Origin of the sequence: Ruminococcus sp. J1101004sp1_RTP21198st1_B9_RTP21198_201120, assembly GCF_040924245.1 — a bacterium.
In the GTDB taxonomy this organism is placed as follows: domain Bacteria; phylum Bacillota; class Clostridia; order Lachnospirales; family Lachnospiraceae; genus Blautia_A; species Blautia_A faecis.
Genome location: NZ_JBCOMI010000008.1, coordinates 131,298 through 156,962, shown reverse-complemented (window position 1 = coordinate 156,962; position 25,665 = coordinate 131,298). Strand labels below are relative to the sequence as shown.

Annotated in this window: 18 protein-coding genes and 1 tRNA gene; 2 read left to right on the top strand and 17 right to left on the bottom strand. The window is 43.8% G+C overall.

Annotated elements, in window-relative coordinates:
• Positions 1-135: 135 nt before the first annotated feature.
• The 4 genes from AB5618_RS07415 to AB5618_RS07400 all read right to left on the bottom strand — a co-directional run bounded on the left by AB5618_RS07415 (position 136) and on the right by AB5618_RS07400 (position 5,975).
• Positions 136-1,038 (bottom strand): undecaprenyl-diphosphate phosphatase, encoded by a 903-nt coding sequence (locus AB5618_RS07415; RefSeq protein ID WP_173719467.1) that lies wholly within the window; start codon positions 1,036-1,038, stop codon positions 136-138.
• Between the two features lie 325 nt (positions 1,039-1,363).
• Positions 1,364-4,579, bottom strand: a complete 3,216-nt coding sequence (gene carB / locus AB5618_RS07410; protein ID WP_173716140.1) for a carbamoyl-phosphate synthase large subunit — start codon at positions 4,577-4,579, stop codon at positions 1,364-1,366.
• Complete coding sequence (locus AB5618_RS07405) at positions 4,579-5,655, bottom strand: carbamoyl phosphate synthase small subunit (RefSeq protein WP_173719469.1); 1,077 nt, start codon at positions 5,653-5,655, stop codon at positions 4,579-4,581. The genes carB and AB5618_RS07405 overlap by 1 nt, the downstream gene beginning before the upstream one ends.
• 236 nt (positions 5,656-5,891) lie before the next feature.
• Positions 5,892-5,975: transfer RNA gene (locus tag AB5618_RS07400), tRNA-Leu, on the bottom strand.
• Between the two features lie 267 nt (positions 5,976-6,242).
• Here AB5618_RS07400 and AB5618_RS07395 point away from each other — a divergent pair.
• Positions 6,243-6,491: a helix-turn-helix domain-containing protein gene (locus tag AB5618_RS07395; protein ID WP_118579639.1), complete on the top strand. Its 249-nt coding sequence runs from the start codon at positions 6,243-6,245 to the stop codon at positions 6,489-6,491.
• Between the two features lie 37 nt (positions 6,492-6,528).
• Here the strand turns inward: AB5618_RS07395 and AB5618_RS07390 are convergent, their stop codons facing one another.
• The 9 genes from AB5618_RS07390 to AB5618_RS07350 form a co-directional block, all read right to left on the bottom strand.
• Positions 6,529-6,993: a signal peptidase II gene (locus tag AB5618_RS07390; protein ID WP_173734898.1), complete on the bottom strand. Its 465-nt coding sequence runs from the start codon at positions 6,991-6,993 to the stop codon at positions 6,529-6,531.
• A 13-nt stretch (positions 6,994-7,006) separates the two neighbouring features.
• On the bottom strand, positions 7,007-7,531 hold the full coding sequence (locus tag AB5618_RS07385) for a zinc ribbon domain-containing protein (protein WP_173734899.1): 525 nt from the start codon (positions 7,529-7,531) through the stop codon (positions 7,007-7,009).
• Positions 7,532-7,638: 107 nt separating this feature from the next.
• Positions 7,639-9,072: an ATP-dependent Clp protease ATP-binding subunit ClpX gene (gene clpX / locus AB5618_RS07380; protein ID WP_118579648.1), complete on the bottom strand. Its 1,434-nt coding sequence runs from the start codon at positions 9,070-9,072 to the stop codon at positions 7,639-7,641.
• Positions 9,073-9,236: 164 nt separating this feature from the next.
• Complete coding sequence (locus AB5618_RS07375) at positions 9,237-10,922, bottom strand: S1C family serine protease (RefSeq protein ID WP_173719289.1); 1,686 nt, start codon at positions 10,920-10,922, stop codon at positions 9,237-9,239.
• Positions 10,923-11,138: 216 nt separating this feature from the next.
• Complete coding sequence (locus AB5618_RS07370; RefSeq protein ID WP_173716144.1) at positions 11,139-12,059, bottom strand: glycosyltransferase family 2 protein; 921 nt, start codon at positions 12,057-12,059, stop codon at positions 11,139-11,141.
• A gap of 153 nt (positions 12,060-12,212) precedes the next feature.
• Positions 12,213-13,625: an LCP family protein gene (locus AB5618_RS07365; protein WP_368366625.1), complete on the bottom strand. Its 1,413-nt coding sequence runs from the start codon at positions 13,623-13,625 to the stop codon at positions 12,213-12,215.
• Positions 13,626-13,639: 14 nt separating this feature from the next.
• A complete protein-coding gene (locus AB5618_RS07360; RefSeq protein WP_148461723.1) occupies positions 13,640-15,043 on the bottom strand; it encodes an undecaprenyl-phosphate glucose phosphotransferase in 1,404 nt (467 codons plus the stop codon).
• A gap of 209 nt (positions 15,044-15,252) precedes the next feature.
• A complete protein-coding gene (locus tag AB5618_RS07355) occupies positions 15,253-16,209 on the bottom strand; it encodes a glycosyltransferase family 2 protein (protein WP_368366624.1) in 957 nt (318 codons plus the stop codon).
• A 9-nt stretch (positions 16,210-16,218) separates the two neighbouring features.
• Positions 16,219-18,087 carry a glycosyltransferase gene (locus AB5618_RS07350; RefSeq protein WP_368366623.1) on the bottom strand — a complete coding sequence of 623 codons (1,869 nt, stop codon included), beginning with the start codon at positions 18,085-18,087 and terminating at the stop codon, positions 16,219-16,221.
• Between the two features lie 262 nt (positions 18,088-18,349).
• On the opposite strand from AB5618_RS07350, the gene AB5618_RS07345 reads away from it, so the two are divergent.
• Positions 18,350-19,603, top strand: a complete 1,254-nt coding sequence (locus AB5618_RS07345) for a D-alanyl-D-alanine carboxypeptidase family protein (protein ID WP_368366622.1) — start codon at positions 18,350-18,352, stop codon at positions 19,601-19,603.
• 64 nt (positions 19,604-19,667) lie between these two features.
• Here AB5618_RS07345 and AB5618_RS07340 read toward each other — a convergent pair whose 3' ends face one another.
• From AB5618_RS07340 to AB5618_RS07325, 4 genes are read right to left on the bottom strand one after another with little or no spacing between them, the layout of a single operon-like run.
• Entirely contained in the window at positions 19,668-22,142 is a 2,475-nt protein-coding gene (locus tag AB5618_RS07340) for a glycosyltransferase (protein WP_368366621.1), read from the bottom strand.
• A 1-nt stretch (position 22,143) separates the two neighbouring features.
• Positions 22,144-23,379, bottom strand: a complete 1,236-nt coding sequence (locus AB5618_RS07335; protein WP_173773105.1) for a hypothetical protein — start codon at positions 23,377-23,379, stop codon at positions 22,144-22,146.
• Positions 23,376-24,305 carry a class I SAM-dependent methyltransferase gene (locus AB5618_RS07330; protein WP_173773104.1) on the bottom strand — a complete coding sequence of 310 codons (930 nt, stop codon included), beginning with the start codon at positions 24,303-24,305 and terminating at the stop codon, positions 23,376-23,378. The genes AB5618_RS07335 and AB5618_RS07330 overlap by 4 nt, the downstream gene beginning before the upstream one ends.
• 6 nt (positions 24,306-24,311) lie before the next feature.
• Positions 24,312-25,565: an ABC transporter ATP-binding protein gene (locus tag AB5618_RS07325; protein WP_294671475.1), complete on the bottom strand. Its 1,254-nt coding sequence runs from the start codon at positions 25,563-25,565 to the stop codon at positions 24,312-24,314.
• Between the last annotated feature and the right edge of the window lie 100 nt (positions 25,566-25,665).

Sequence of the window (25,665 nt, the reverse complement as noted above, 5' to 3'; positions counted from 1 at the left end):
GTTGCGCCGGCGAGTGAGTAATACACATTGTCCAAATGCGTCCCTCCTGAAGAACTTTTCAACCCACTAAATAGCAAAAACGCCAACCTGCAAATTTTCCCTTGCAGGCTGGCGCCGAAATTTCTTATATATAATTTATGCCAGTAAAGTCTTACCAATAAAGTAAACCAAAACCAGCGCACCAAGTACGATTCTGTACCATCCAAATGCCTTGAAATCATGTTTCTTGATATAGCCCATCAGGAACTTGATTGCCAGGATGGAAACTACAAACGCTACCACCATACCGATCACCAGGATCAGCACCTCTGTACCGGTAAATCCAAAACCGAATTTCACAATCTTCAGAAGGCTGGCTCCGAACATAACCGGGATTCCAAGGAAAAAGGTGAACTCAGCTGCAACGGTACGGGAAGTACCAACCAGGATTCCTCCAATGATGGTAGAACCAGATCTGGATGTACCAGGAATAACGGAAAGCACCTGAAAACAGCCGATGAGAAACGCCGTCTTGAAAGATAAATCTTCCAGACTTGTGCACTGCGGCTCTCTGCTTTTATTATAGTTTTCCACAATAATAAACAGAACACCGTAGACGATCAGTGCAATGGCAACAACCACATAGTTATTAAAATGTTCTTCAATGAAATCATCAAACGGAAGTGCGATCACAATGGTCGGCAGACATGCTACCACAATCTTAAACCACAGCACCCATTTCTCTTTATCGCAGAAGCGCTCCACAAAATTCAGGATCACCTGTGCCCATTTGGGCTTCTTCGCAATAGCCATCTGGGTTCTTCTTGGAAGCTTCTTTATGTAAAAAGGCCACAGCTTATTCCAATACAAAACAACAACTGCAAGGATGGCTCCAAGCTGGATCACAACCAGAAATACGTCCATAAAATCCTGTGAAACATTCAGATGAATAAATTCATCAACCAGGATCATATGCCCGGTGCTGCTGATAGGGAGCCACTCAGTAATTCCCTCAACAATACCCAGGAAAATTACCTTTAAAAGTTCGATAATATCCATTTCTACCCCTTTCTAACTTCAACAAAATGAGGACGGAGACCTGAACTTCTCCGTCCTCTTTAGTATATTACACAACTTTGCTTTCGTAAACTTGTATTTTGCATTTTTCGCAAAATTTAGCCTTTGTTTGTTACTGTTCACTGGTAACGTTCCGCGAGGCGTTTTTTGTGAACAAAGTTCACAGAAAACCCGAGAATTAAGTTTGCGCAGCAAACGCTACTTCTTGTGCTTGTCACAAGAAGGTTCGTCTTTCTGTGCATCGCGAAGCGCGTTACTGTGAACGGAGTGAACAGTAACCTTTGTTTAATGTCTTAGAGCGTGTTTATTACCTTCTTGCAATAGTCGCAATATCAATCAGGCTCAGCTTGTTAGCATCTGTGTTTTCCAGACTTGTTACCAGAGCCTCTGCAGTATCAAGGCTGGTAAGAACATTTACACCTGTCTCAATAGCATTACGTCTGATCACGAAACCATCCTTCTGATGCTCAACACCCTGAGATGGGATATCAATAACCACATCAATCTTATGACCAAGGATCAAGTCCATAAGGTTCGGTGCAGGCTGCTCCAGCTTGTTGGTACGGATCACCTTAACACCATGCTCTTTCAGAGTATTGGCTGTTCCTCTTGTGGCATAGATACGGTATCCAAGTGCCTCAAATCTCTTAGCGATCGGTACAGCGTCCTCCTGCTCTTCCGGTCTTACAGTCATAATCATGTTCTTATACTTCGGTAGACGGATTCCAGCTCCAAGGAATGCTTTGTAAAGAGCCTCATTGAAGGTCTCTGCAATACCAAGGCACTCACCGGTAGACTTCATCTCCGGTCCAAGGCTGATATCAGCGCCGCGGATCTTCTCGAAGGAGAATACCGGCATCTTGATGGCAATGTGTTTTGCCTCTGGCTGAAGACCAGGCTCATAGCCCATATCTTTCAGTTTATATCCAAGGATTACCTTGGTTGCCAGCGGTACAATCGGGATTCCGGTAACTTTGCTGATGTAAGGTACGGTACGGCTGGAACGTGGATTAACCTCGATTACATATACATCATCCCCAAGAACGATGAACTGGATATTGATCATACCCACTACATGAAGTGCTCTTGCAAGACGTCTGGTGTACTCTGCAATAGTCTCTTTGGCTTTCTCGCTGATGGTTCTTGCCGGATATACGGAAATACTGTCACCAGAGTGGATTCCGGCACGCTCAATGTGCTCCATAATACCAGGAATCAGAATGTCCTCGCCATCGCAAACTGCATCAACCTCGATTTCTTTTCCCATCAGGTACTTATCAACAAGGATCGGATGCTCCTGTGCGATCTGGTTGATCACACCAATGTACTCTTCCACATCCTCATCGCTTACAGCAATTCTCATACCCTGTCCGCCAAGTACGTAGGAAGGACGAACCAGAACCGGATAGCCCAGCTCATTTGCTGCTTTCTTCGCCTCTTCTGCGGTAAATACAGTGTGTCCCTTCGGTCTCGGAATCTGACATTTCTCCAGGATTTCATCGAACAGCTCACGGTCCTCAGCAGCGTCTACATTCTCAGCAGATGTTCCAAGGATCTTTACGCCCATCTTTGTAAGAGCTTCTGTCAGCTTGATGGCGGTCTGTCCACCGAACTGTACAACAGCTCCGTCCGGTTTCTCAATATTTACAATATTCTCAACATCTTCCGGTGTAAGAGGCTCGAAATACAGTTTATCTGCAATATCAAAGTCTGTACTAACTGTCTCTGGGTTGTTGTTGATAATGATAGTTTCATATCCTTCTTTCGCAAAAGCCCAGGTACAGTGTACAGAGCAGAAGTCAAACTCAATACCCTGTCCAATACGGATCGGGCCGGAGCCAAGTACCAGGATCTTTTTCTTATCCGGTGTGGCAATTGCCTCATTCTCAGTGCCTTCATCACCATATACAGAATAGTAATATGGAGTTGCAGCTGCAAACTCTGCTGCACAGGTATCTACCATCTTATAAGCAGCCTTGATACCGTAATCTGCACGAAGATCTTTGATCTCTTCTTCTGTTTTGCCTGTAAGACGGGCAATGATGTAGTCCGGGAACTCCATACGTTTTGCTTCCAGAAGAAGCTCTTTGGTAAGCTTTCTGTTCTTCAGGGCATTTTCCATTCCAACCAGGATTGCCAGCTTGTCAATGAACCAGATATCAATCTGAGTGATGTCATGAAGCATGGACTGCGGCATACCACGGCGGATTGCCTCTGCGATTTTCCAGATTCTGCGGTCATCTACGATTGCCAGCTCAGCAAGCAGCTCCTCGTCTGTAAGCTGGGTAAAATCATAGGACATAAGGCTGTCCACATGCTGCTCCAGGGAGCGGATTGCCTTCATAAGAGCACCCTCAAAGTTATGGCAGATACTCATAACCTCACCGGTAGCTTTCATCTGAGTGGTAAGGGTTCTCTTAGCTGTGATAAATTTATCAAATGGAAGTCTCGGGATCTTAACAACACAGTAGTCAAGCATTGGCTCAAAGCTTGCGTATGTTTTTCCGGTGATGGCATTCGGGATCTCATCCAGTGTATAACCAAGTGCGATCTTCGCAGCAACCTTTGCAATCGGATAACCGGTAGCCTTACTTGCAAGTGCAGAGGAACGGCTTACACGAGGGTTAACCTCAATGACACAGTATTCGAAGCTGTCTGGTTTCAGTGCGTACTGAACGTTACATCCGCCTGTGATTCCAAGCTCTGTGATAATGTTCAGGGCAGAGGTACGGAGCATCTGGTACTCTTTGTCTCCAAGAGTCTGGGACGGAGCAACTACGATGGAGTCTCCTGTGTGGACACCAACCGGGTCAATGTTCTCCATATTGCAGACAGTGATGCAGTTTCCTGCACTGTCACGCATTACCTCATACTCAATTTCTTTCCAGCCTGCGATACAGCGCTCTACCAGAACCTCTCCAACACGGGAAAGACGAAGACCATTCTCCAGAATCTCACGAAGCTCGTATTCATTGTGGGCAATTCCGCCGCCGCTTCCGCCAAGGGTGTAAGCAGGACGAAGAACAACCGGATAGCCAATGGTATTGGTAAATGCAAGACCATCCTCCACCGTGGTAACAACCTTGGAAGCTGCAACCGGCTCGCCGATTTTCTCCATGGTATCTTTGAATTCCTGACGATCCTCAGCTTTCTTAATGGTCTGGGCTGTAGTACCGATCAGTCTTACATTATGTTCTTTCAGGAAGCCTTTCTCATCCAGCTCCATGGCAAGGTTCAGACCTGCCTGACCGCCCAGGGTAGGAAGAACGCTGTCTGGCTTCTCTTTCAGGATCAGCTGCTCTACCACTTCTACGGTAAGAGGCTCAATGTAAACACGGTCTGCAATATCTTTATCTGTCATGATTGTAGCCGGATTGGAGTTCAGAAGAACAACCTCCAGACCTTCTTCTTTCAGGGAACGGCAGGCCTGTGTTCCTGCGTAGTCAAACTCTGCTGCCTGGCCGATGATGATCGGACCTGAACCAATAACAAGTACTTTTTTAATGTCTTTATTTCTTGGCATTATTTATTTCCTCCCATCATATCCATAAATCTGTCAAACAGGTAACTGGAATCCTGCGGTCCCGGGCATGCCTCCGGATGGAACTGTACAGTGAAAATATTCTTTCCAACGTATGCCATTCCTTCGTTTGTTCCGTCATTTACGTTTACAAATGCAGGATGAGCAATGTTTTTCTCCTCAAGGTCCTTGGCATCTACTACGTAGCCATGATTCTGGGAAGAGATGTAAACTCTGCCTGTTGTAAGGTCTTTTACCGGATGGTTTCCACCGCGGTGACCATATTTCATCTTATAGGTATCTCCGCCTGTTGCAAGTGCCATCAGCTGATGTCCAAGACAGATTGCAAAAATCGGAACATCGGAATCGTAAAGTTTCTTTACTTCTTTAATAATAGAAGTGCATTCTTTCGGGTCTCCAGGGCCATTGCTGAGCATGATTCCGTCTGGATGATCTCCAAGGATCTCCTCTGCCGGTGTAAGAGCCGGGTAAATAGTTACCTGACATCCGCGCTTATTCAGGGAACAGGCAATGTTGCGCTTTGCACCAAAATCCATAAGTGCAACCTTCGGACCATTTCCAGGAAGGATTTCTTTCTCACGGCAGGTTACTTTTTCCACTACTTTACCAGTTGTATATGCTTTTAACTTGGGGAGAATTGCGTTTAAGTCATAATTTTCATCCACTGTGATCATACCGTTCATGGTACCTTTCTCACGGAGGATCTTGGTAAGAGCTCTGGTGTCGATTCCTGCGATTCCAGGAATATCATGCTTGGTCAAGAAATGCTGAATGGTGTCAACGCTTCTGAAATTGCTTGGAACACGGGATAATTCACGTACGATAAATGCGTCGATCCACGGTCTGGTGGATTCCTGGTCATCATAACAGATTCCATAATTTCCTATTAATGGATAGGTCATGCATACCGCCTGTCCTGCGTAAGACGGGTCTGTCATTACTTCCAGATAACCGGTCATGGAAGTATTAAAAACAATCTCACTGATGACTTCCCTTGCAGAACCAATGCTGGTTCCTGTAAATACATGGCCATCTTCTAATATCAGAAATGCTTTCATACAATCTCCCTTTCTTATGTCATTTTCTTTCTTATTTTATCCTAAATCTTCAAGATTGTATCATAGCAAAATGCTTTTTTCAACAAAATATGAGCAAAAAAAAATTCTGTTGTGCTGAAAAAAATTGCACAACAGAAAAAAGCTACTGGATCCGAGTCTGAATAAAAGAGACATCCTGTGCCTCACAGCCAACCTTATACGCAACTCTGGCATTCGTAACAAAAGAAAAAAAATAATGCAGGAGATGGGACTTGAACCCACACGATCTTGCGACCACAGGCACCTGAAGCCTGCGCGTCTGCCAATTCCGCCACTCCTGCATTTCTTATGTTTCAATCGCTCTCTCGCGACTGCTTGATTATAATACAACACATTCAGTCAAATGTCAACACTAATTTTCAAAAAAATTTGAAAAATTTAAAAAATATATTTTTGTATCCTTTAGGATTCCGACAGAGATTTGTTCTTAGTCCATTTTGGTCTTTTTACCTATTCCAGGGGAACCGCAATTTATAATGAAATCAACCGTTATCCACCTGTGGCTGACGGCTGATACTATTTATACTTTTACACCAGAGAAATGAAATATGACGTACAAAAGAATCAGAGAGCTGCGGGAAGATCATGATCTGACACAGAAATACATGGCTCACTATCTCAATGTGATCCAGCGTACCTACTCACGTTATGAACGAGGGGAAAGAATCATTCCTCCTGATGTCTTATGCAAAATTGCAGACTTCTATAATGTAAGTGTAGATTATCTGCTGGAACGCACAGATACAAAGCAGCCTTATCCTCCCTCACTGCTCTCCAGAAAAACAAAAGACACCTAGCGCACTGTGCCAGGTGTCTTTTGTTTTCTGTCTCAGATTATTTTTTCCTATATGAAAATAAATTTCCTGCTGCCCACAGAATGGTACCTGCAGCAATACATACGTCAGACAGATTAAATACGATCTTACGAATTTCTTTGTTCTTCACATTCAGGCTCACATAATCTGTAACATATCCTTTATTTCGACGGTCTGTGTAGTTGGACATTCCACCACCCAGGATCATGGCAAGACCGGCTCTGCTAAGCTTATTTCCGCCGTGGAGAAGCTGGTGCCAGTATTCTCCTGCCACACAGCCCATACCGGCTGCTGCAAGCTCCTGACAATTCTCCCTGCCGATTTTCACCTTACCAAGAATCTTATCTTTATTGTGACAGTTCCGAAGGAGCAGTCTGCCTCCCAGCACTTCTTCTTTGCTTCCCTGAAGGCGGGTACTGTCAATATGTTCTTTTATCTTATAATCCAGCAGAAAGATTCCGCCGGCAATTGTTAGCGAAAGCATACATGCAGCCTCCTTATTTACCAGGAAAATCCTGACCACTTTTCTCAGCTTCTGTTGAGGCCTTTTCTTCCTCTGCACCTGCCTCATTCTCTGCCTGCTTCTCTTCTGTCTCTTCTACAGGTTCTGCAGTCTCAGTGTCCACCACATCGCCCTCAGCTTTCTCTGGTTCCGGAGTCGGGCATACAGAGCCACAGTATGGACAAAAGGAGACACTTCTGTCTACAGCTTTTCCACATGCCGGACAGATTTTCCGTCCCTTCATCTCCGCTGCTGCATCCTTATATCCGTCAATAATATCCAGATGCTGCTCAATCTCTTCGCAGAACCCTTTAAGAGCTTCTTCTACTTCTGCACCTTCTTTGTACTTCTCAAAGATCACATTTCCAATGTCTGCTTTCAGTTTCTGTACCATCTGCTCTTCACTGGAAATCTTGCTTCTGATCTTCTGCGCCTCATAAAGCTGACCGGCTTTTTTTCCAAGATCCTTGGTTGTCCTTGTAATTGTGTCACTTAACTCGTCAAAAAAATCGCGTGCCATAATACCATCTCCTTTACATATAAAAAGTGTTGTAACTATTTAGTACTTTTACGGCTAAAAGCTGTCTCCTGAACAGTTGCAAAGTGATGAAACACCTGTTTCCCTGTCTACTGAGCCATCCCGATCAGGGGAATTTCCTGTCCGCGAAGCAGGATTCTCGGACCGCCTGTACCTTCAATATATTCTCTGGTAATGATCACCTGTCCAATACTGTCATCTTTCGGAATCTCATACATGATATCCAGCATATATTCCTCCAGAATGGCGCGAAGACCTCTGGCTCCAGTATGCTTCTCCAGTGCCTTGGCCGCAATCGCGTGAAGCGCATCCTCCTCATAATCCAGCTTCACCTCATCCAGGGCAAGGAGCTTCTGATACTGTTTCAAAATTGCATTCTTCGGTTCCTTCAGGATCTGCACTAACATATCCTCATTCAGTCCGTCCAGTGTATATATAATCGGCAGACGTCCTATAAATTCCGGAATCATGCCAAATGCACGGATATCATCTACTGTTACCTTCTCCAGAATATGTGGATCATTGTCATATTTGTCCTTCAGGTCTGCGTAAAAGCCGATAGATGCCTGCTTATTCAGTCTCTCCTTGATAATATTCTCCAGATCCGGGAATGCCCCTCCACAGATAAACAGAATATTTCTGGTATTTACCGTTACCATAGGAACCATGGCATTTTTGCTGTTGGCTCCGACCGGCACCTCTACCTCGCTTCCCTCCAGAAGCTTCAAAAGTCCCTGCTGAACCGCTTCACCGCTTACATCACGCTGATTGGTGTTCTTTTTCTTGGCCAGCTTGTCAATCTCATCAATAAAGACAATCCCATGCTCTGCTTTCTCCACATCATTATCTGCTGCAGCAAGAAGCTTGGAGATCACACTCTCAATATCGTCACCAATATAGCCTGCCTCTGTAAGAGAAGTAGCATCTGCAATAGCCAGCGGCACGTCCAGAAGTCTGGCAAGAGTTTTTACCAGGTAGGTCTTTCCACATCCGGTAGGTCCGATCATCAGCATATTGGACTTCTCTATCTCAATCTCATCCATAGTGTCTGTAGCCACACGCTTATAATGATTATAGACAGCAACAGACATTACTTTCTTGGCTCTCTCCTGACCAATTACATATTCGTCAAGGCTTGCCTTGATCTTATGTGGTGCCGGGATCTTCTTAAGATCAATCTCTGGCCTGGCATCTTCTTTTTTCTTCTTTACTTTCTTCGGACGGGGAATTGCATCCTGAATACTGCCCAGATTGATCATACTCACATTAGGCATATTAAGAAGATCGTTCAGATTCAGTCCGTTATTCATCTGCTGGGTCATGGTGTCAAAGCTTTTCTGCATACAATCATTACAGATATGTATATTGTTAGGAAGCTCGATCATTTTGCCTGCCTGGCTCTCCGGACGATGACAGAGAAAACAGAATTTCTCATAATCGCTGTCATCTTCGTGATCATCGTTCTTCTCTGTTATATCGCCATCGATGATTTCGTCTTTTTCATCGTCAAAATGTTCAGTCATATAATTATTTCCTTTCCTGCTGCTGTTATCAGGCTGACCAGCAGTCTTTCCTATCTTATGTAAAAATCATTTTTGTTTTCTTATTGTACCATACTTTTCTCTGATTTAGAAATTAACTTTTTATAAAATGTGAAAAGGGGAGCCTTATCAGCTCCCCTTGCATATTACTGATTACCATCCGGTCTTGCACTCAATGTAACAGTTACTGTCGATTCCTCATACTCTCCGTTATTTAACCGTGCCACCTCAATTTCGATTTCTTCACCAGCTGAATAATACTGAAGCTTATCGTTGATATCAGCCTTACTTGAAACCTTCTGGCCATCCAGCTTGGTAATAATATCGCTTTTCTGGATTCCGGCATTATCTGCTGCCTCTCCCGGATACACATCCATAACAAATGCACCAGATGGCATATTATACATCTGGATTGCTTCTCTGGAAAGATCGGCGAATTTAACTCCCAGATAGCCAATCTGTGACTCATCTGAAACTTTATCCCTTGTCTTACGATTCATAAGTTCTTCCAGAATGGGCTGTGCCTTGGAAATCGGAATGGCATATCCGGTTCCCTCTATACTGCTTGATGCAATTTTGGCACAGTTAATTCCAATCAATTCTCCCTGCATATTTAAAAGGGCACCACCACTGTTGCCAGGATTGATTGCTGCATCTGTCTGGATCAGCTCCTCATAAGTATTGGAATCGGACTGAACAGTGCGATCCAGGGCACTTACCCAGCCAGATGTTACAGTCTGACCATAACCAAGTGCATTACCAATGGCAACCACCTGCTCACCAACAGCAAGATCATCCGAATTGCCAAGCTGGGCAATTTTAATCTGGCTCATGGTTTCTTCCGGAATGTCACTTTTTTCAACTGCAATCACCGCAAGGTCTGTATCCTCGTCAGTTCCTTTTATCTTTGCGGAAACTGCACCATCAATATTCAAGTCTCCATTTCCATTTATATAATTCTCAGTTTCCTGTTCTGCACTTACCACATCACTTCCGATAAAGCAGACACTCAGTGTAGTAGCGCCCTCCACTACATGATTGTTGGTAGCAATGAGAAGTTCATCATCATTCTCTCCGACAATAATACCAGAACCGCTTCCTGTACTGGGATATTCCATTCCATAGCCGAAAAAGCTGCGAATTTCCTGCATGCTTACTGAAGTGATTGCCACGACTGAGGGCATTGCAGCCTGGGCAACCCCTGCAACGGGACCTTTTTCATTTGCTACGATTTCTGCATTGATGCCTTCGCCTGCATCTGTGCTTTCTTCTGCCGTGGTACTGGCAGATGCTGAAGAAGTAAGTGTCTCTGCAGACCCTACTGCAGTCTGAGTTTCTTTCTTAAAATATTTATCCGACACCATATTCACTGCCTGAAATACCAGACCTGCCACCAGACCAAAAATCACAGCCAGCGTAATAGTATTTCCTGCTTTCCTTCCAAAACCGGAAGATGCTGCCTTATCATTATGAAGTCTGTGATGTCTTCCTTTCTTTTTTTCCTCAGGCTTCTTCTCCTGTTCATCAACCTGATAATGCGCATATCTGGGTTCCGAAGATTGGGACTCAAAACCGCTGTCTTTGGATGAATTTCCGGAAGTATCTGAATTGTTGCTGGAAGCGTAATAATTTCCATTGTCTGTGCTTCCTGCACCATCTGAATTTCTGCTGCTGGTATATTTGTAATGATAAGTTACATTTTCATTCAATTCATCTTCGGGGGCCGCTGTCTGATCCGATGCAGCCGATCCGGATTCATCTGTATTCTCTGGCTGTTGGGAGCTGCCATCCGTTTTCTCTGGCTCCTGTCCCCAATTCCATTCATCACTCATTTTCTGCTCCCTTCTATGTTCATAAACAGTGCTGCTGTTCACGTTGGAATCTGCAGCATTCTGTAACATTTTCTTTTATTTATGATACAAGTTTAGCAAGCAATTGTGTTGAAAATGTGATAGATTCATTAAGAAAAGGTGACACGAAAAAAAGTGTCACCTTTCATAGCCACAGTCCCTATTCACGAAGTGCATAACTGTAAAAACACTGAACAGTTACTCGTTTTTCCAATATTCACGGTTCATAGTACAAAACAAAATCACCTTTTTCGGCAGCTTTTTATATCTTTTTCCAAGAAAATATCCCATATATTTGAAGCCACTTTGCCCTGCCAGCTTGGGAACCAGCCAGATATGCCCTGTTTTTATAAGATAAGCCAGGCTCTTTTTCACAAGGCGAAGTCCCTCTCCCTCTGATGGTACTCCCTCAAAAATCTCCGGATGATCTGCCTGGGAAACACCCAGATCAAAATTCCGGTGAAACTGCTGTCTGCATGAATAATTGTGTGAATGGATCACACAGGCATCTGCAGCATAGGCAATTCCATATCCCCGCTTTGCCATAGTTCCTGCATAAATCATGTCTTCATTAAAAATAGCTTTTTTTACAAAACCGCCAATTTCCTCATAAATACTTTTCTTATAAGCTGCACACACATTGGAGCAAAAATAAGTTTTTATTCCATATATGCCAGTATCTTTTTCCCATTTTATAGAAGAAGTTTCCGGATAATTAAATCTTCTGGTGTATTTTTCCAGGTAAGCACAGTCCTCCCGAGCCAGCTGTCTTGCGTAGGCAGCTCCAACTTTGGAATTTTCCTGCAGTGGACGGATCAGATTTCCAATCAGATTTCTGTCTGCCGGAACTGCATCCTGAGTCATAAATACCATAATATCTGAATCAGACAGTCTTGCTCCCCGGCATCTGGTTCCACCGTGGTCAAAATCCGCCTTTTTTAAATGTACCACGTTCACTTTTGGAAATTTTTTCTCCCAGGCCGTGTTCCAGAATTTCTCTTCTGTATTCATAACAAGAATTTTTTCCACTGGATAATTCTGTGTGGAAAGAGAATCCAACAACTTCTCAAATTCTTTTCCCGGACGGTATGCAGGAATAATTACGTCAACTGTTTCCATAGTATCTCTCCTCTTTCATGCTCTGCACGAATAAATATACTTTTGCAATATGGTAACACTGCTGGCAGAGCGCACATCCTTTTCGCGAAAAAGGGACCACTTCCTTTCGGATGGTCCCTTTAAATTTTCAATCATGGAATATTTATCTACTGATCAATATCCGCTTCCATCTTCGAAACCGCCATCGCCGGAGCTGTCTCCACTATAATCTCCGCCGCTGTAGTCTCCTCCATTATCGTAACTGCTGCCAGAATCACTTCCACTGTCATAACTGCCATCGCTATAATCGCCGCTATCGTCTCCACTATAGTCGTTTCCGCTGTCATAGCTATTGTCGTAGCTGTTATCATAGCTGTTGTCGTAGCTGTTATCATAGCTATTGTCGTAATCGCTTCCACCATAATCGTTGTAATCATAGTTTCCGCTTCCGTCACCCTGCCATACAATATCAGAAGAATTTCCTGCTTCATTACTTGCAATCGGAGACTGGTCAACCAAGGTATCTGCACCGCCTACAAGCTCAATGATCCGGGCATTCGCCTCCACAATGTTCTGTGACGGCTGGTAATTCTCGTCAGCACCATACAGAAACTTATGAAGTTCCTTTACATTAGCCTCCAGCGTGTCTGCAACAACCATGCTGGCCTTCTTCACATCCGCAAATTTGTACTTGGCTGGGAAACCGGTAGTATCCGCAATGTTATACCCCATCAGCGTCGGAATCAGGTTCAGAATCTCAGTCTTCGTGATGGATGTGGAAATCATAGGAAATACCTCGTCCATAATATTGAAAATGGTGGTAATTCCTGCTGCCTTTGCTTTGTCAACCATCATTCCGATCACACGGCGCTGACGCTCAGTACGTCCCATATCCATGCTTGCAGTGTAACGGATACGACAGTAAGAAACTGACTGTACACCATTCAGATGGTATGTTCCAAGGATTTCCTCCTCGTTCTCCGGCTTGGGATCCGGCAGTTCTACTGGCGTGTAACTTTTGCCGGTCTCCTGGGAAGTTTCTATACAATAGTCATTCATAAACACCATTTCCGCATAGGAAAGAGGAATATCAAGACCGCCAAGTGCATCTATTGCAGCTACCATTGCATTAAAATTAACAGTTACGTAATCCGTAATTTTCAGGTCAAGCATGGTATTCAGCATGGAAATGGCCTGTTCCGGACCGCCATATGCGTAAGCAGCATTTGCCTTGGTATAAGTATCATTTCCAATATCCAGAAGAGTATCACGATATACGGAAGCAAGTTTCACCTCTTTGGTATCATTATTAATACTTGCAATGATAATGGTATCACTGTTCTGTGCATCAAGCGCAGCATTCTTGGAGCGCTGGTCGATTCCGAAAAGTGCATAAGTTGTATAGCCAGACATCTGTGGTGCTGTCACATTCGTAACAATCTTGCTCTCATCCAGCTGAGGTGTCTCAATCTTGTTCAATCTGGAATCAATCTGTCCATATACATACAATCCGCCAATAAACAGCAAAAGACAGATAATTTCCACAATAAACAAAGCAGTCCTCTTTTTTCTACCAGGTCTTGCCATTTTTCTTTCCTTTCTCAATACGCATTCTTATTAATGAATCCTTTAAAGATCGTCATAAACATTATCTTGATATCAAGCCCTACAGTCCAGTTCTCGATATAGTAAAGATCACACTCAATCCTCTTGCGGATGGAAGTATCACCTCTGTATCCGTTTACCTGTGCCCATCCGGTCAGCCCGGGTCTTACCTGGTGCTTCACCATATATCTCGGAATCTCTTCACGGAACTTTTCCACAAAAAATGGTCTCTCAGGTCTTGGCCCTACCAGACTCATATCCCCCTTTAAAATATTAAAAAGCTGGGGAAGTTCATCCAGGCTGGTTCTTCGCATAAATCTGCCGATTGCTGTAACCCTGGGATCATTTTTTACTGTCCAGGCTTTCTTCTCCTCTGCCTCCGGCTGAATCTCCATAGAACGGAATTTATACATCCAGAACGTCTGATTATGGAGACCCACACGTTCCTGACGATAGATCAATGGTCCAGGAGAAGTGAGCTTTATCAGCGCACACAATACCAGCATGATCGGCGACGCCACAATGATTCCAATAATGGAGCCACAAATGTCCATTATTCTTTTTATCATGGCATTAAAAGTATTACTAAGGGGAACATACCGGATATTGATCACCGGAAGTCCCAGAATATCCTCTGTATATGGTTTCGTAGGAATAATCTTATTATAATCCGGAATAAATTTTGTATGCACTCCTGATTTCTCGCAAAGTGCTACAATCTCCTCCAGTCGGTAATATTCACTTAATCCCAGTGTAATCGCAATCTCGTCAAGCCTGCTCTCCGGCAGGATCACATTCAGATTGGCGATTCTTCCGATCACCTTGACGCCTTTATACATGGTACCTGCAGTAATATTGTCATCCAGAATGCCTCTTACCACATATCCCCACTGAGGGTTCTGCTGAATGCGGTCAATATACTCTTCTGCTGCCCGGCTGTACCCAACCAGCACTACCTGTTTCTGGTTCAGTCCTTTCTTTCGCATTTTGCGCAGGCTGTAGAAAATGAACATTCTTGCTCCCCAGCTTGCCACAATGCAGATTCCGTAAAACATATACAGTACAGAACGGGAAATATCGCCTTCTTCAATGGTATACAAAATAAATGTAGTGATCAGAATACCAAGAGAATTGGCTTTCACAATATTAGACAGCACAAGACGTCTTCCCTGCATCCGCATTGGTTCATACAGCGAAAACGCATGATACAGCAGAATATACGCCGGCAGGATAAATACCAGTGCAGACATATACTGCTGGAAACTTCTGGCCCGGACAGCATTTGCTGCAAAAGGTCCGATAAATCTCAGCGCCCAGGCAAACATATAAGATAACGTAATTACACAGGCATCTATAACGACATGGAGCCGACTGAAGTTCTTCTGATTATCTTTAATCAATCTCTTCCACCTCTGCCCTTCTTCCTTCACAAACCGTTTCCTGCTGAGCGTTTCATCCACATCTCACGCTTTAAAGCCTTTTTCAAACACTCTCCGGTCTGTGACTTCCTCTATCTTATAATAGATAAAACAGAATTGCAATAAATTCTTCATACATTAACATGAAAAATAGTTACGAAATAATAACGAATCACTTCTGCACAAACTTTTTATACCATAAATCTGTAAATTATATTCCACCACAGTTCCAGCTGGATTCTGGCGTATCTTCCAAGATTTCTCATGTGGAACTTCACTTTTTTATTTCTATGACTGATCTGGAACCCATTTTTGATTCCTGCCACATACTCCCTGCCCATTCCCTTCTGGGAAAAAAACAGGATCTTCATGCCAAAGCCCGGCACCAGAAAAGGTAGATTCAAAATAATCTGAAGAACCGGCATATTTTTGTAGATCAGATAAATATTATTTCTTGAAGAATATCTGGTCTTAAACTGATTGTATCTGGATCCGCTTGTTCCGCTGCCTACATGATAGACCAGTGCAGCTGGCACATACCAGTTCTCATATCCAAAGATTCTGGCACGATAGCCCACATCAATATCTTCCAGATATGCAAAATGCTCTTCATCAAAATATCCGATTTTCTCAAAAACCTTCTTGCGGTAAATAGCCGCGCCAGCGCATGAAGTGAATATCCGCCCTTCCTTCTCAAAGGAATGGATATCCTTCCCTTTGCCCCGGGCATATGCCCAGCCAAGAGCAGAATAATAATTCCCTGCGTCATCCAGTTTATCCCGGTCATGATAACAGATCATCCTTGCACTGCAGGAGAAGGCCTTCTTATGACGCTTTATAGCTGCCAGCATTTCCCCTACAAAATTCTTATCTACTTCTGTATCGTTATTCAAAAGGAGCACATAAGGTGTCCGTGATGCATAAATCCCCTCATTTACAGCTCTTGAAAAGCCGAAATTATCTGGCAGCTCCACAATGTGTACCCAGGGAAAATTTCCCATTACAAAGGCAACGCTTCCATCTGAGGATCCATTGTCCACCAGAATGGTCTCAAAATTCTGAAACTCCTGCTGCTCCAGGCTTGAAAGCACACCTTCCAGATATGCCATCCCATTATAATTGGGAATAATGACTGATACTTCCTGCATAATGTCTTCTTAGTCTTCCTCCTTTTTGCCGGTCATGCCCGGAAGTGGTCTTAAAGAATAATTCCACTTGGTCAGGGAAAGATTCTTATTATAATTGGGATCACCGTTCTTCAGAATATCGATCCAGTTACATCTCATATATTCAATCTCTCGCTGGAAACGTCTGACTTTCACCTCATTGTTCTCTGCTCCGCGGGTCTTGGACTCCATGTGATAAAGCCTTGCATAAGGATCATAAACCACCAGATAACCTGCTTTCGTAGTCTTCAGACACAGATCCACATCGTTAAAGGCGACTGCAAGTTCTTCTGTGAAGCCGCCCACTTTGTCAAAAGCACTGCGCTTCATCATCATACAGGCTGCAGTTACAGCGCTCATATCCTGTAAAATAGACGCCTTGTGGAGATATCCGGTACGATCCGCAGGCATATCCACAAACATATGACCTGCAATTCCTCCAATCCCGATCACACAGCCTGCGTGCTGGATAGTATTGTCCGGATAGATCAGTTTCACGCCTACTGCTCCCACTTCTCTTCGCTGACACACCCCCAGCATTTCTCCCATCCAGTCCTCTGTAATGACCGTTACATCATTATTCAGAAAAAGGAGATATTCACCTCTGGCATTTTTAACCCCAAAGTTGTTGATCGCGGAATAGTTGAATTCCTTTTTCCAGCAGATCAGATGGATCCTGGGATCCTCTGAAATCTTCCTGTAATAATCAAAAATCTCATCTGTAGTGCTGTTATTCTCCACGATAATGATCTCATAATTGTCGTAGAGTGTGTTCTTCTTAATAGATTCCAGACATTTCTCCAAAGTTTCCTTCTCGTCTTTATTGGGAATGATAATGGAAACAAGCGGATGTCCCTGTACCGGGTATTTCACTCTGTAAAATCCAAGATCTGGAGTATGGCTTACAGTGCCTTTTACTCCAGTCCTCTCAAGATGTGCCTCGATAGCACGTTTGCCAGCTTCAAAAGCGTACATCTTACTCGCAGGATTATCAGCAGTAGACGCCTTGTGGGTACGCCAATGATACAAAATCTCCGGTACATGCACCACTTCCCTGGCTTTTTCCACACATCGGAAAATAAAATCATAGTCCTGTGCTCCGTCAAATTCCCTGCGGAATCCGCCCACTTCTTCTACAAGCTGCCGCCGCACAACAAAAAAGTGACAGATATAGTTATTGGAACGAAGCAGATCAATATTAAAATCCGGCTTCAGGTGTGGCTGAAAATGCTCGTCCAGTTCAGCAGTCACCTTATCCTCATCTGTGTATACTGCATCCCCATGCTCATGCTGGTTCAGTGCATTCACAACCTCGTAAAGAGCATTTGGCGCAAGAAGATCATCATGATCCAGAAGCCCCACAAATTCTCCCTTTGCCATGGCAAATGCAGCATTGGTGTTCTCTGCAATTCCTTTATTCTCAGTAAGCTCCTGCCAGCGTACTCTCCTGTCCCTGCTGCTGTATTCTTCCAGCACTTTTCTCATAGACTGATCTTCCGGACTTCCATTGGCAATGCAAAGCTCCCAGTTCTCATAGGTCTGTGCTTCCAGTGAATCGATCATCTGCCGCAAAAATAATTCCGGAGTACGATAAGCCGGAACTACCACGCTGATAAGAGGTGCGTAAGCAAATTTTTTCTTTCTTTGTTTGTCAAGGACCGTCTGGTCCGGCACATATGCCGCGTACCAGGGACCATAAGGGATCTCCTCCGGCTCAAATCGCTCGTGCAGCCGTATCCAGAACTCCCTGGGACCATAATGCTTCAGATATAAAAGTCCCTTCTGGATCATGTAAGGAGATAATTTTTTGAAGAAACGAGACCACTGGATCCGTCCCTCTGATCCGTTTTTATCGCTCATATTAAAATCCTTTGCTTTTATAATGACCCTATTTTAACATTGAAGAAACAATTTTGCAAGGAAGCTGTAAAAGAAAGGTTGAATTGAACCACATTTTAGGATATGATTATATTTGTATTATATTTTTCTATTTTACAGGAAAAATATACTATATGTTATACTTGCAACAGAATTGTATCTGCACTGTCAGAAAGAGTGTTACCATGTTGTTCTCAGACATCACTGCAGATACCCTTATTTTAATACAGGAGTTCATTATACTATGAAAAAGCAAAAGATAACCTCAGTTTTTCTGGCTCTTGGTCTTTTTGCATCTCTTCTTTTCCAGGTTCCCATATCTGCAGAAGAGGCAGACCAGAGTGCAGCAGTTGAAGCATCAGGTACCATATCTACCAATTCCATTTCCGGATGGCCCCAGGCTTCCGATATTTCTTCTGAAGCGGCTGTAGTCATGGAGAATACCACCAATACCATTCTCTATTCCAAGAATGCAGACGAAGTACTTTTCCCCGGAAGTACAGTCAAGATCATGACCTGTCTTCTGGCTCTTGAGAATACACAGCTCACAGATGAGGTTACCATGACCGCTACCGGAGTTTCTGGTGTCACAGACGGCGGTGCCAGTATTTCCTCACAGGTTGATGAGGTTTTCACTGTAGAGCAGTGCCTGTATGCCATTATGGTTGCCTCTGCCAATGATATTGCACTGCAGATTGCAGAGCATGTAGGCGGTTCTGTAGACGGCTTTGTCCAGCAGATGAATACCAGAGCGCAGGAGCTTGGATGTACCAATACCGTATTCACGAATCCCACCGGACTTCCGGATGACAACCAGCACACTACGGCCCACGACATGGCGCTGATCATGCAAGCCGCCATCCAGAATGAGTCTTTCAGAACCATCGCAGCAGCCACCAGCTACACGATCCCTGCCACCAATAAAGCGGCAGCCCGTAACCTGACCAGTAAATTCACCATGACAGATACTGGCAGCACTGGATTTTACGAAGGATGTATCGGCGGTAAGGAAGGTTATACGGAAGCCTCCGGAAGTACACTGGTATGTGCAGCCCAGCGAAATGGCATGACTCTGATCAGCGTAGTCCTGAAAGGTGCTTCCGGTCAGACAGCTCCTGATGCAGCCTCTATTCTCAATTATGGATTCGATCAGTTTGTAACTTTATCCCTTGGAGACAGCGATTTCAGCATTATCTCCGGCGGTGACGTAGTGGTTCCAGCCGGAACCGGTGCCGATAGCCTTACCACAGAAGATTCCCAGAACGGCGACCAGATTGACCGCACCTACCTTTTTAACGGCACTTCTGTGGGATCTGCAGTCCTTGAAGTTGTTCAGTCTGATGATACTGCCTCCGTCCAGGAAGGTCAGCAGCACATGCAGGCGGCCAAGGACTACTCCGATAATCACACTGAAATTCCGTATTTTGTAATTGCCGGTGTATTCTTACTTCTTCTGATTCTTCTGATCTGGCGAATCGTGAAAATTGTAAAATCCTAATAAAAAACCCAGTCAGGACAAGGTATCTTCCTCTCCCGACTGGGTTTTTATATTAGAGCCTGCATCAAACTATTTCATCCTTCTTCTCATATGCCATCCTAAATGCACAATCCCCTCTCACAATACTCAGATTCGGATTGTAATACGGATCACCTTTTTTCAGAAAATCGCTGTAACGTTCCCGGAAATGATCCACCTCTTTCTGAAGACGCGCCTTCTTCTCCGGCGTATTCTCCAGTCCGCGTGACTTAGATTCATAATGGTACAGGCAGGCCTCCGGAGTAAATACAACCAGTTTACCAAGTGCCCTTGCCCTAAGACAGAAATCAATATCATTCAATCCCACTGCAAAGCTTTCATCCAGCCCATGAAGTTCCTCAAAAACGCTTCGCTTCACCATCAGACAGGCGCCTGTTACTGCGCTCTCATCCTGTGTAGTTGCCAGTCTCCACAAATATCCCGTGGCATATCTGTCGTATCCGGTAAGAATATGTCCCGCAAAACCTGCGATTCCTACCACAACACCAGCATGCTGGACCGTATTATCCGGGTAAAGGAGCTTGGCACCTACAATGCCCACATCCTCTCTCTGGCAGTAGCCCATCATGTTCTCCAGCCACTCTGGAGTAATAACCTCTGTATCATTATTGAGCAGAAGGAAATAATCTCCATCTGCATATTTTGCACCAAAATTGTTGATTGCTGAATAGTTGAAGGGACCATCCCATGTAACCACTTTTACCTGAGGATACCGTTTCTCAAGTTCCTCATAATAGTGGAAGGTCTCTTTCTTCTCACTGTTATTCTCAATTACGATAATCTGGATATTTTTCCAGGTGCTCTTCTCCAGAATGGAAGTCACACATTTATTCAGATCCTCTGTATGATCCTTATTCGGGATCAGAATTGATACCTTCGGGTCACCCTCTATAACAAAATGGGTTCTGAAAACGACCGGGCATCCAGTGTATTCCACCTCTGCCTTAATTCCCATGCGCTCATAATGCCCTGCAAGTGCCTTTTCTCCTGCGATCACTGCATATGGCTTGTCATCCGGATTTCCCGCTGTGGAACCCTCATGGCTTCTCCAGTGATACAGAATTTTGGGAATATGGCGGATCTTCTCACTGTCTGTATGCTCCGTGCAGCGAAGCAGAAAATCAAAGTCCTGAGAGCCGTCATATTCTGGTCTCAGAAGTCCTGTTCGGTCGAGAAGCGTTCTCTTTACAACTACCAGATGGCAGATATAATTTACGCAGCACAGATAATCAGGGTTAAAATCCGGCTTAAAATGAGGGAAAAGCCGATTTCCTCTTATATCAATAATATCCTCATCGGAATAAATAAGATCTGCATCCGGATGCTGTGAGATCTCCTTCGCCATCTGATAAAAAGCTTCCTCTGCCAGGGTATCATCATGATCTGCAAATGCAATATAATTTCCAGTGGCAATTCCAATAGCAGCATTTGTATTGTCTGAAATCTGCAGCTGTTTCTCATTGAAAACAACTTTGATCCTTGGATCCTTTTTCTGATACTCTTCCAGAATACTGCGGATCGGAGAATCTGCTCCGCTTCCATCTGAAAGGCAAAGTTCCCAGTTGCTGTATGTCTGCGCCAGCACAGAATCCACAAGAGCCTTCAAAAGATACTTATCCGTCTTATAGAGAGGAACCACAAGGCTAAACTTAATGTTTTCCTGAAAAACAGTCTTTCTCTGCTGATTCAGTTCTTTCTTAGTAACCCGGTTCTCCTTCAGCCAGGTCTGATAAAGACCGTCTCCCTTGCTCAACGCTTCCAGCTTGATCAGAGACTTCCGGATCACAGTATGAATACCATTAGAACGATAATTCTCCATTGCCTTTTTCGAATAAAGGCTGGCTTTTGCCTTAAAGCGTTCGCCCTTTGAAATACCAATCTGGTAGACTGCCTTTTTTCCGTTCTCATCCTTTGCAACAAGATAAGCCTTCTTTCCAGATACATTTTCTGCCTGGATATGGAATCCGCAATCCTTATTCACTTCGCATTCCCGAAACATTTCAGCCACGTCCATTCGGGTATTCCGCTTCAGGGTTATTTTCACAGGCTTTTTATTTTCGTCATATACCTGCAGGGAAACTGGTGTAGTTCCTACTGCCCAGCCGGCAAGTATAACCTTCTTCTGCTCTCTGACTATAGATTCCCCATCAACAAAAAGCTGAGGTTTTCCCTGTTTTCTCATAAGATCCGGGGTTTTCATCTTATACCAGAGGAAACGCTCCTTTCCGTTAACAGCGTACACCTCAAGTTTTTTGTAATTCTGCAGATTCTCAGGCAAGGTAACCAGTATCTCCACCCATTTGCCTCCTGGATTTTTCGTCTCCACAGCCCTCATAAATCCGGTCATCACAGTAATCAGGTTTACCTCAGAAGGAAGGCGGATACCATCCAGATAACACTCTATATCTGCTTCCTTTGAAACCCTTCCTGTGATCATATATTTACAATTATCATTCAAAAGAAACCGTTCTTTTTCAACCAGCATTACCTTTTGATTCATTCTACTTTCCTTTCTTTGCAGAAGATTCCCGACCATTTTTCAGACGGCCCACTGCTTCTCTCGCCCGCTCTCCAAGCACTCCTTTAAGACTGTGGCTTCTCACCTCAATGGCACAGATCTCATTCAGCATATCTTCTTTTGCCTCATCAATCTCCAGATTCAGTGTAAGATTCTTAGCACCTTCCGGAACCTCTATATCTACAATGCAGGGATCAAACCGTGAAAGGAAGGCCCAGCTGCCGCAGATTGTTCCATCGGGTGTCAGAACCCCTTCCAGGGAAGCAGGCATCCTATCAAAGCGGATTGCTGCAAGATGTACCGTACATGGATGATCACCTGGATCAATTCTTATAAACCTGCAGCTTTTCGGCAGATTCAAGGTACATTTTACCTTTCCAGCCATAATAGGCCTTTTTACAGAACTTGCTTCGGAATACATACCTCTTTGTTCTGCGAAATATACCTGCAGCGGTCCCAGATTACTCAGGGACAGATATTCCACCCCTGGAGTCATTGTGGCATACATCTCCCTCATAGGAACATGCGTGCCTGTGATATATACCTGAAAACCGCTTTCCATCCTGAAAAAACTGGTTCTCATCACTTCTGAAATACCAAATTTCTCATAAAGTCTGGATGCATTCAGCACTTCACGCACTTTATGCGTCTGTATATAGTAATGGATGATCCGATACAGTACAAATTCACAGGGAACAGGAAACTCAAATGTCCATTCATAGTCCAGAAGCGTATATGGACTGGTCATTACAACATTGTCACAGATCATATCAATATTCGTAACATCTGTACAGGTCAGTCCGCCAGGCATAGGCACATCACCGAAAACATTTTTGAATTCCTCAGTTATTGTGAACGGCTTTTTGCTGTGAAGCTTCTGTACATTTTCCAGATATTCTGTGAAAATTTTCTCAGCTTTTTCCTTTTCTCCCTTTCCCAGCAGATCATCCAGATATTCTGCAAGATTCTCCTGTTCCAAATACTCAAAATAAGCACAGTCTTCGCCTATCTCGCACTTGTTGCTCAGAAACGGAACTTCCCCATACATCTGATCAAGCTTCTGATTCCATTTTTTCATACGAAGAACGTGTTCTTTTCCTTCCGGATACAGCCATTTTTTCTCCAGCCATCTTTTCCCATCTTCTTCTGCAATGTCAGTGCGGATTGCGAAGGAACGGCTTCTTTCATTGGAATATTTACTGAAAATAATCTCTTTCATTTGTTTTCCTTCCTTTCCACGATCACCAGGAATGAATTGGAAAATTCCTGAAAAAGTCCTGCATCAGTGAGGGAATCGTATACTTTTCCCTCATTGAACAATTGTATTCTGTTACGGTCAAAATTGCAGAAATTATCCCGGAGCTCGCCTTTCTTCGGCAGACGCTTGTCTGAATAAATAGTCATCGGGAATTTATAATCCGGGTATGGATAATAGAAAGTGGTCCTAAATGCACCAGCCTGGTCAATAATATCAGACAGTTCCTTTCTGGAAAAAGTCCGAACACTTCTGGTATCCGGATAATTCTCCAGTCCTTCAAAATATTTTCCCACATGATCTTCGGTGCAGCCGGCCCAGTATTTCAGACCAAGCCTGTTCTCGATCGCGATCACGATTCTGCCTCCCGGTGCCAGATGGCGGGCAATGCGTCGGAGCATTTCCACATAAGGCTGTGCTGTCCCGATATAGCCCTGGGAATATTCAAACACACCGATCAAGGTAATGTAATCATATTTCTCAGTAAGGCTACTCTCCACATCCTGAAAATTTCCTACCATAATTTTCACATTATCACATTCGCGATTTCGATATGCATTGATGGTGCTGCGCATTTTTGACAGATCGATACAGGTGACACTTTTGGCTTTTCGCGCGAGAACTCCTGTGATCGGTCCACATCCGGACCCGATTTCCAGAACATTTTGTTCTTTTGTGATAGGAAGCCACTCCAGAATGTTCTGACGAATATGTGAAAAATGATAAAGGACCGGCCAGCTGTTTCGCTCATAGATCAACTGGTTTAGTTCCTTCTCCTGATAATTTTTCGCAATTTCCAGAAGTTCTTCTTCCACAGGACCATCGCTGTACAGATCCTCGCCTGGGTAATATTCATAATCTAATGTTACGTTTCCGATTTTTTCCTGCATATTTTATTATTCCTCTATCCACACTTTGGAATTCATATCGTAGAATCCAACTGTATTTTTGGAAGAAACCACAGTTATGTTGCATGCATCATATAAACGATGGAATACGGTAAAATCTCCATTCCGATAGCCGGTACAGCCAAAGGAGAGAAGATATTCCCCACCCTGCATATCCATTTTCTGTTCAAAAACCACTACACACTCATCCCCTGCGTCTGTGTGTTCCACATTCACACCTTCATACATAGTGTTGGTTCCTGTGATCTCAGTTCCCTGAATATTCTTGAACGTGAAAGCCATAATAGGCTGCTGAATGCTTTCATGAAAATGAATGCGCATTTTAATCTGAAATTTAGACCCCTTCTCGATCGTGTTGGTCTGAAGTCCCTTGGAATCCATTACAACGAAGTCTGTGATCTCAGCCTGTTTTTCCCCATACTCCAATGTGTTCGGGTTCACAAGAAATCCCTGTTTCCAGTCTTCTTTCTTTGTATCTGAGCCTTCTGCCTGTTTCACCGGATCCTGATGTACCAGAAGCTGCTTATACATGTCTACCATAGCTTTAGGCGTGCCCTCATCCAGCATAACACCCTGATTCAAAAGAATAACACGATCGCAGTATTTGGAAATGCTTCCCAGGTCGTGACTTACAAACAAAATGGTTTTGCCCTGTTTCTTAAATTCCTCGAACTTATGATAGCATTTCGCCTGAAAAAATACATCACCTACAGAAAGTGCTTCATCCACTACCAGGATCTCCGGATCTATGTTGATAGCCACAGCAAAGGCCAGGCGTACAAACATACCACTGGAGTAGGTCTTTACCGGCTGATGGATAAAGTCACCAATATCTGCAAAACTGAGGATTTCATCCAGCCTTGCGTTGATTTCTTCTTCTGAAAAGCCTAACATGGTACCATTCAGGAAAATATTTTCCATACCGGAATATTCCGGATTAAATCCGGCTCCCAGCTCCAGAAGAGCTGAAATTCTTCCATTTACGGTTACGGTTCCGGCTGTAGGAGCCAGTACACCGGTAATAATTTTCAGAATAGTGGATTTTCCGGAGCCGTTTGTTCCAATAATACCAACGCATTCTCCTTCTCCAATATCAAAACTAACATCCTTAAGTGCATAATGCTCTTTATACAGCTTCTTACGACTAAGCCCCAGAGAATCCTTCAGGCGGTCCAGTGGTCTGTTATAGAGCTTATACATCTTGGACAAATTTCTTATTTCAATGGCGTTTTTACTTTCCACGTTGTTTCCTTTCTTTTCTATCCGCTTTGTAACTGCTCAGTATCTCTACAGTTCTGTACTTCATCGAACATGCCTCATGAGCCGTTACCTTCCCTCTTCG

Excerpts from the sequence above, each read along its gene's own strand:
- AB5618_RS07415 (WP_173719467.1), bottom strand. The coding sequence starts at position 1,038 with ATGGATATTATCGAACTTTTAAAGGTAATTTTCCTGGGTATTGTTGAG.
- carB (WP_173716140.1), bottom strand. The coding sequence starts at position 4,579 with ATGCCAAGAAATAAAGACATTAAAAAAGTACTTGTTATTGGTTCAGGT.
- AB5618_RS07405 (WP_173719469.1), bottom strand. The coding sequence starts at position 5,655 with ATGAAAGCATTTCTGATATTAGAAGATGGCCATGTATTTACAGGAACC.
- AB5618_RS07395 (WP_118579639.1), top strand. The coding sequence starts at position 6,243 with ATGACGTACAAAAGAATCAGAGAGCTGCGGGAAGATCATGATCTGACA.
- AB5618_RS07390 (WP_173734898.1), bottom strand. The coding sequence starts at position 6,993 with ATGCTTTCGCTAACAATTGCCGGCGGAATCTTTCTGCTGGATTATAAG.
- AB5618_RS07385 (WP_173734899.1), bottom strand. The coding sequence starts at position 7,531 with ATGGCACGCGATTTTTTTGACGAGTTAAGTGACACAATTACAAGGACA.
- clpX (WP_118579648.1), bottom strand. The coding sequence starts at position 9,072 with ATGACTGAACATTTTGACGATGAAAAAGACGAAATCATCGATGGCGAT.
- AB5618_RS07375 (WP_173719289.1), bottom strand. The coding sequence starts at position 10,922 with ATGAGTGATGAATGGAATTGGGGACAGGAGCCAGAGAAAACGGATGGC.
- AB5618_RS07370 (WP_173716144.1), bottom strand. The coding sequence starts at position 12,059 with ATGGAAACAGTTGACGTAATTATTCCTGCATACCGTCCGGGAAAAGAA.
- AB5618_RS07365 (WP_368366625.1), bottom strand. The coding sequence starts at position 13,625 with ATGGCAAGACCTGGTAGAAAAAAGAGGACTGCTTTGTTTATTGTGGAA.
- AB5618_RS07355 (WP_368366624.1), bottom strand. The coding sequence starts at position 16,209 with ATGCAGGAAGTATCAGTCATTATTCCCAATTATAATGGGATGGCATAT.
- AB5618_RS07350 (WP_368366623.1), bottom strand. The coding sequence starts at position 18,087 with ATGAGCGATAAAAACGGATCAGAGGGACGGATCCAGTGGTCTCGTTTC.
- AB5618_RS07345 (WP_368366622.1), top strand. The coding sequence starts at position 18,350 with ATGAAAAAGCAAAAGATAACCTCAGTTTTTCTGGCTCTTGGTCTTTTT.
- AB5618_RS07340 (WP_368366621.1), bottom strand. The coding sequence starts at position 22,142 with ATGAATCAAAAGGTAATGCTGGTTGAAAAAGAACGGTTTCTTTTGAAT.
- AB5618_RS07335 (WP_173773105.1), bottom strand. The coding sequence starts at position 23,379 with ATGAAAGAGATTATTTTCAGTAAATATTCCAATGAAAGAAGCCGTTCC.
- AB5618_RS07330 (WP_173773104.1), bottom strand. The coding sequence starts at position 24,305 with ATGCAGGAAAAAATCGGAAACGTAACATTAGATTATGAATATTACCCA.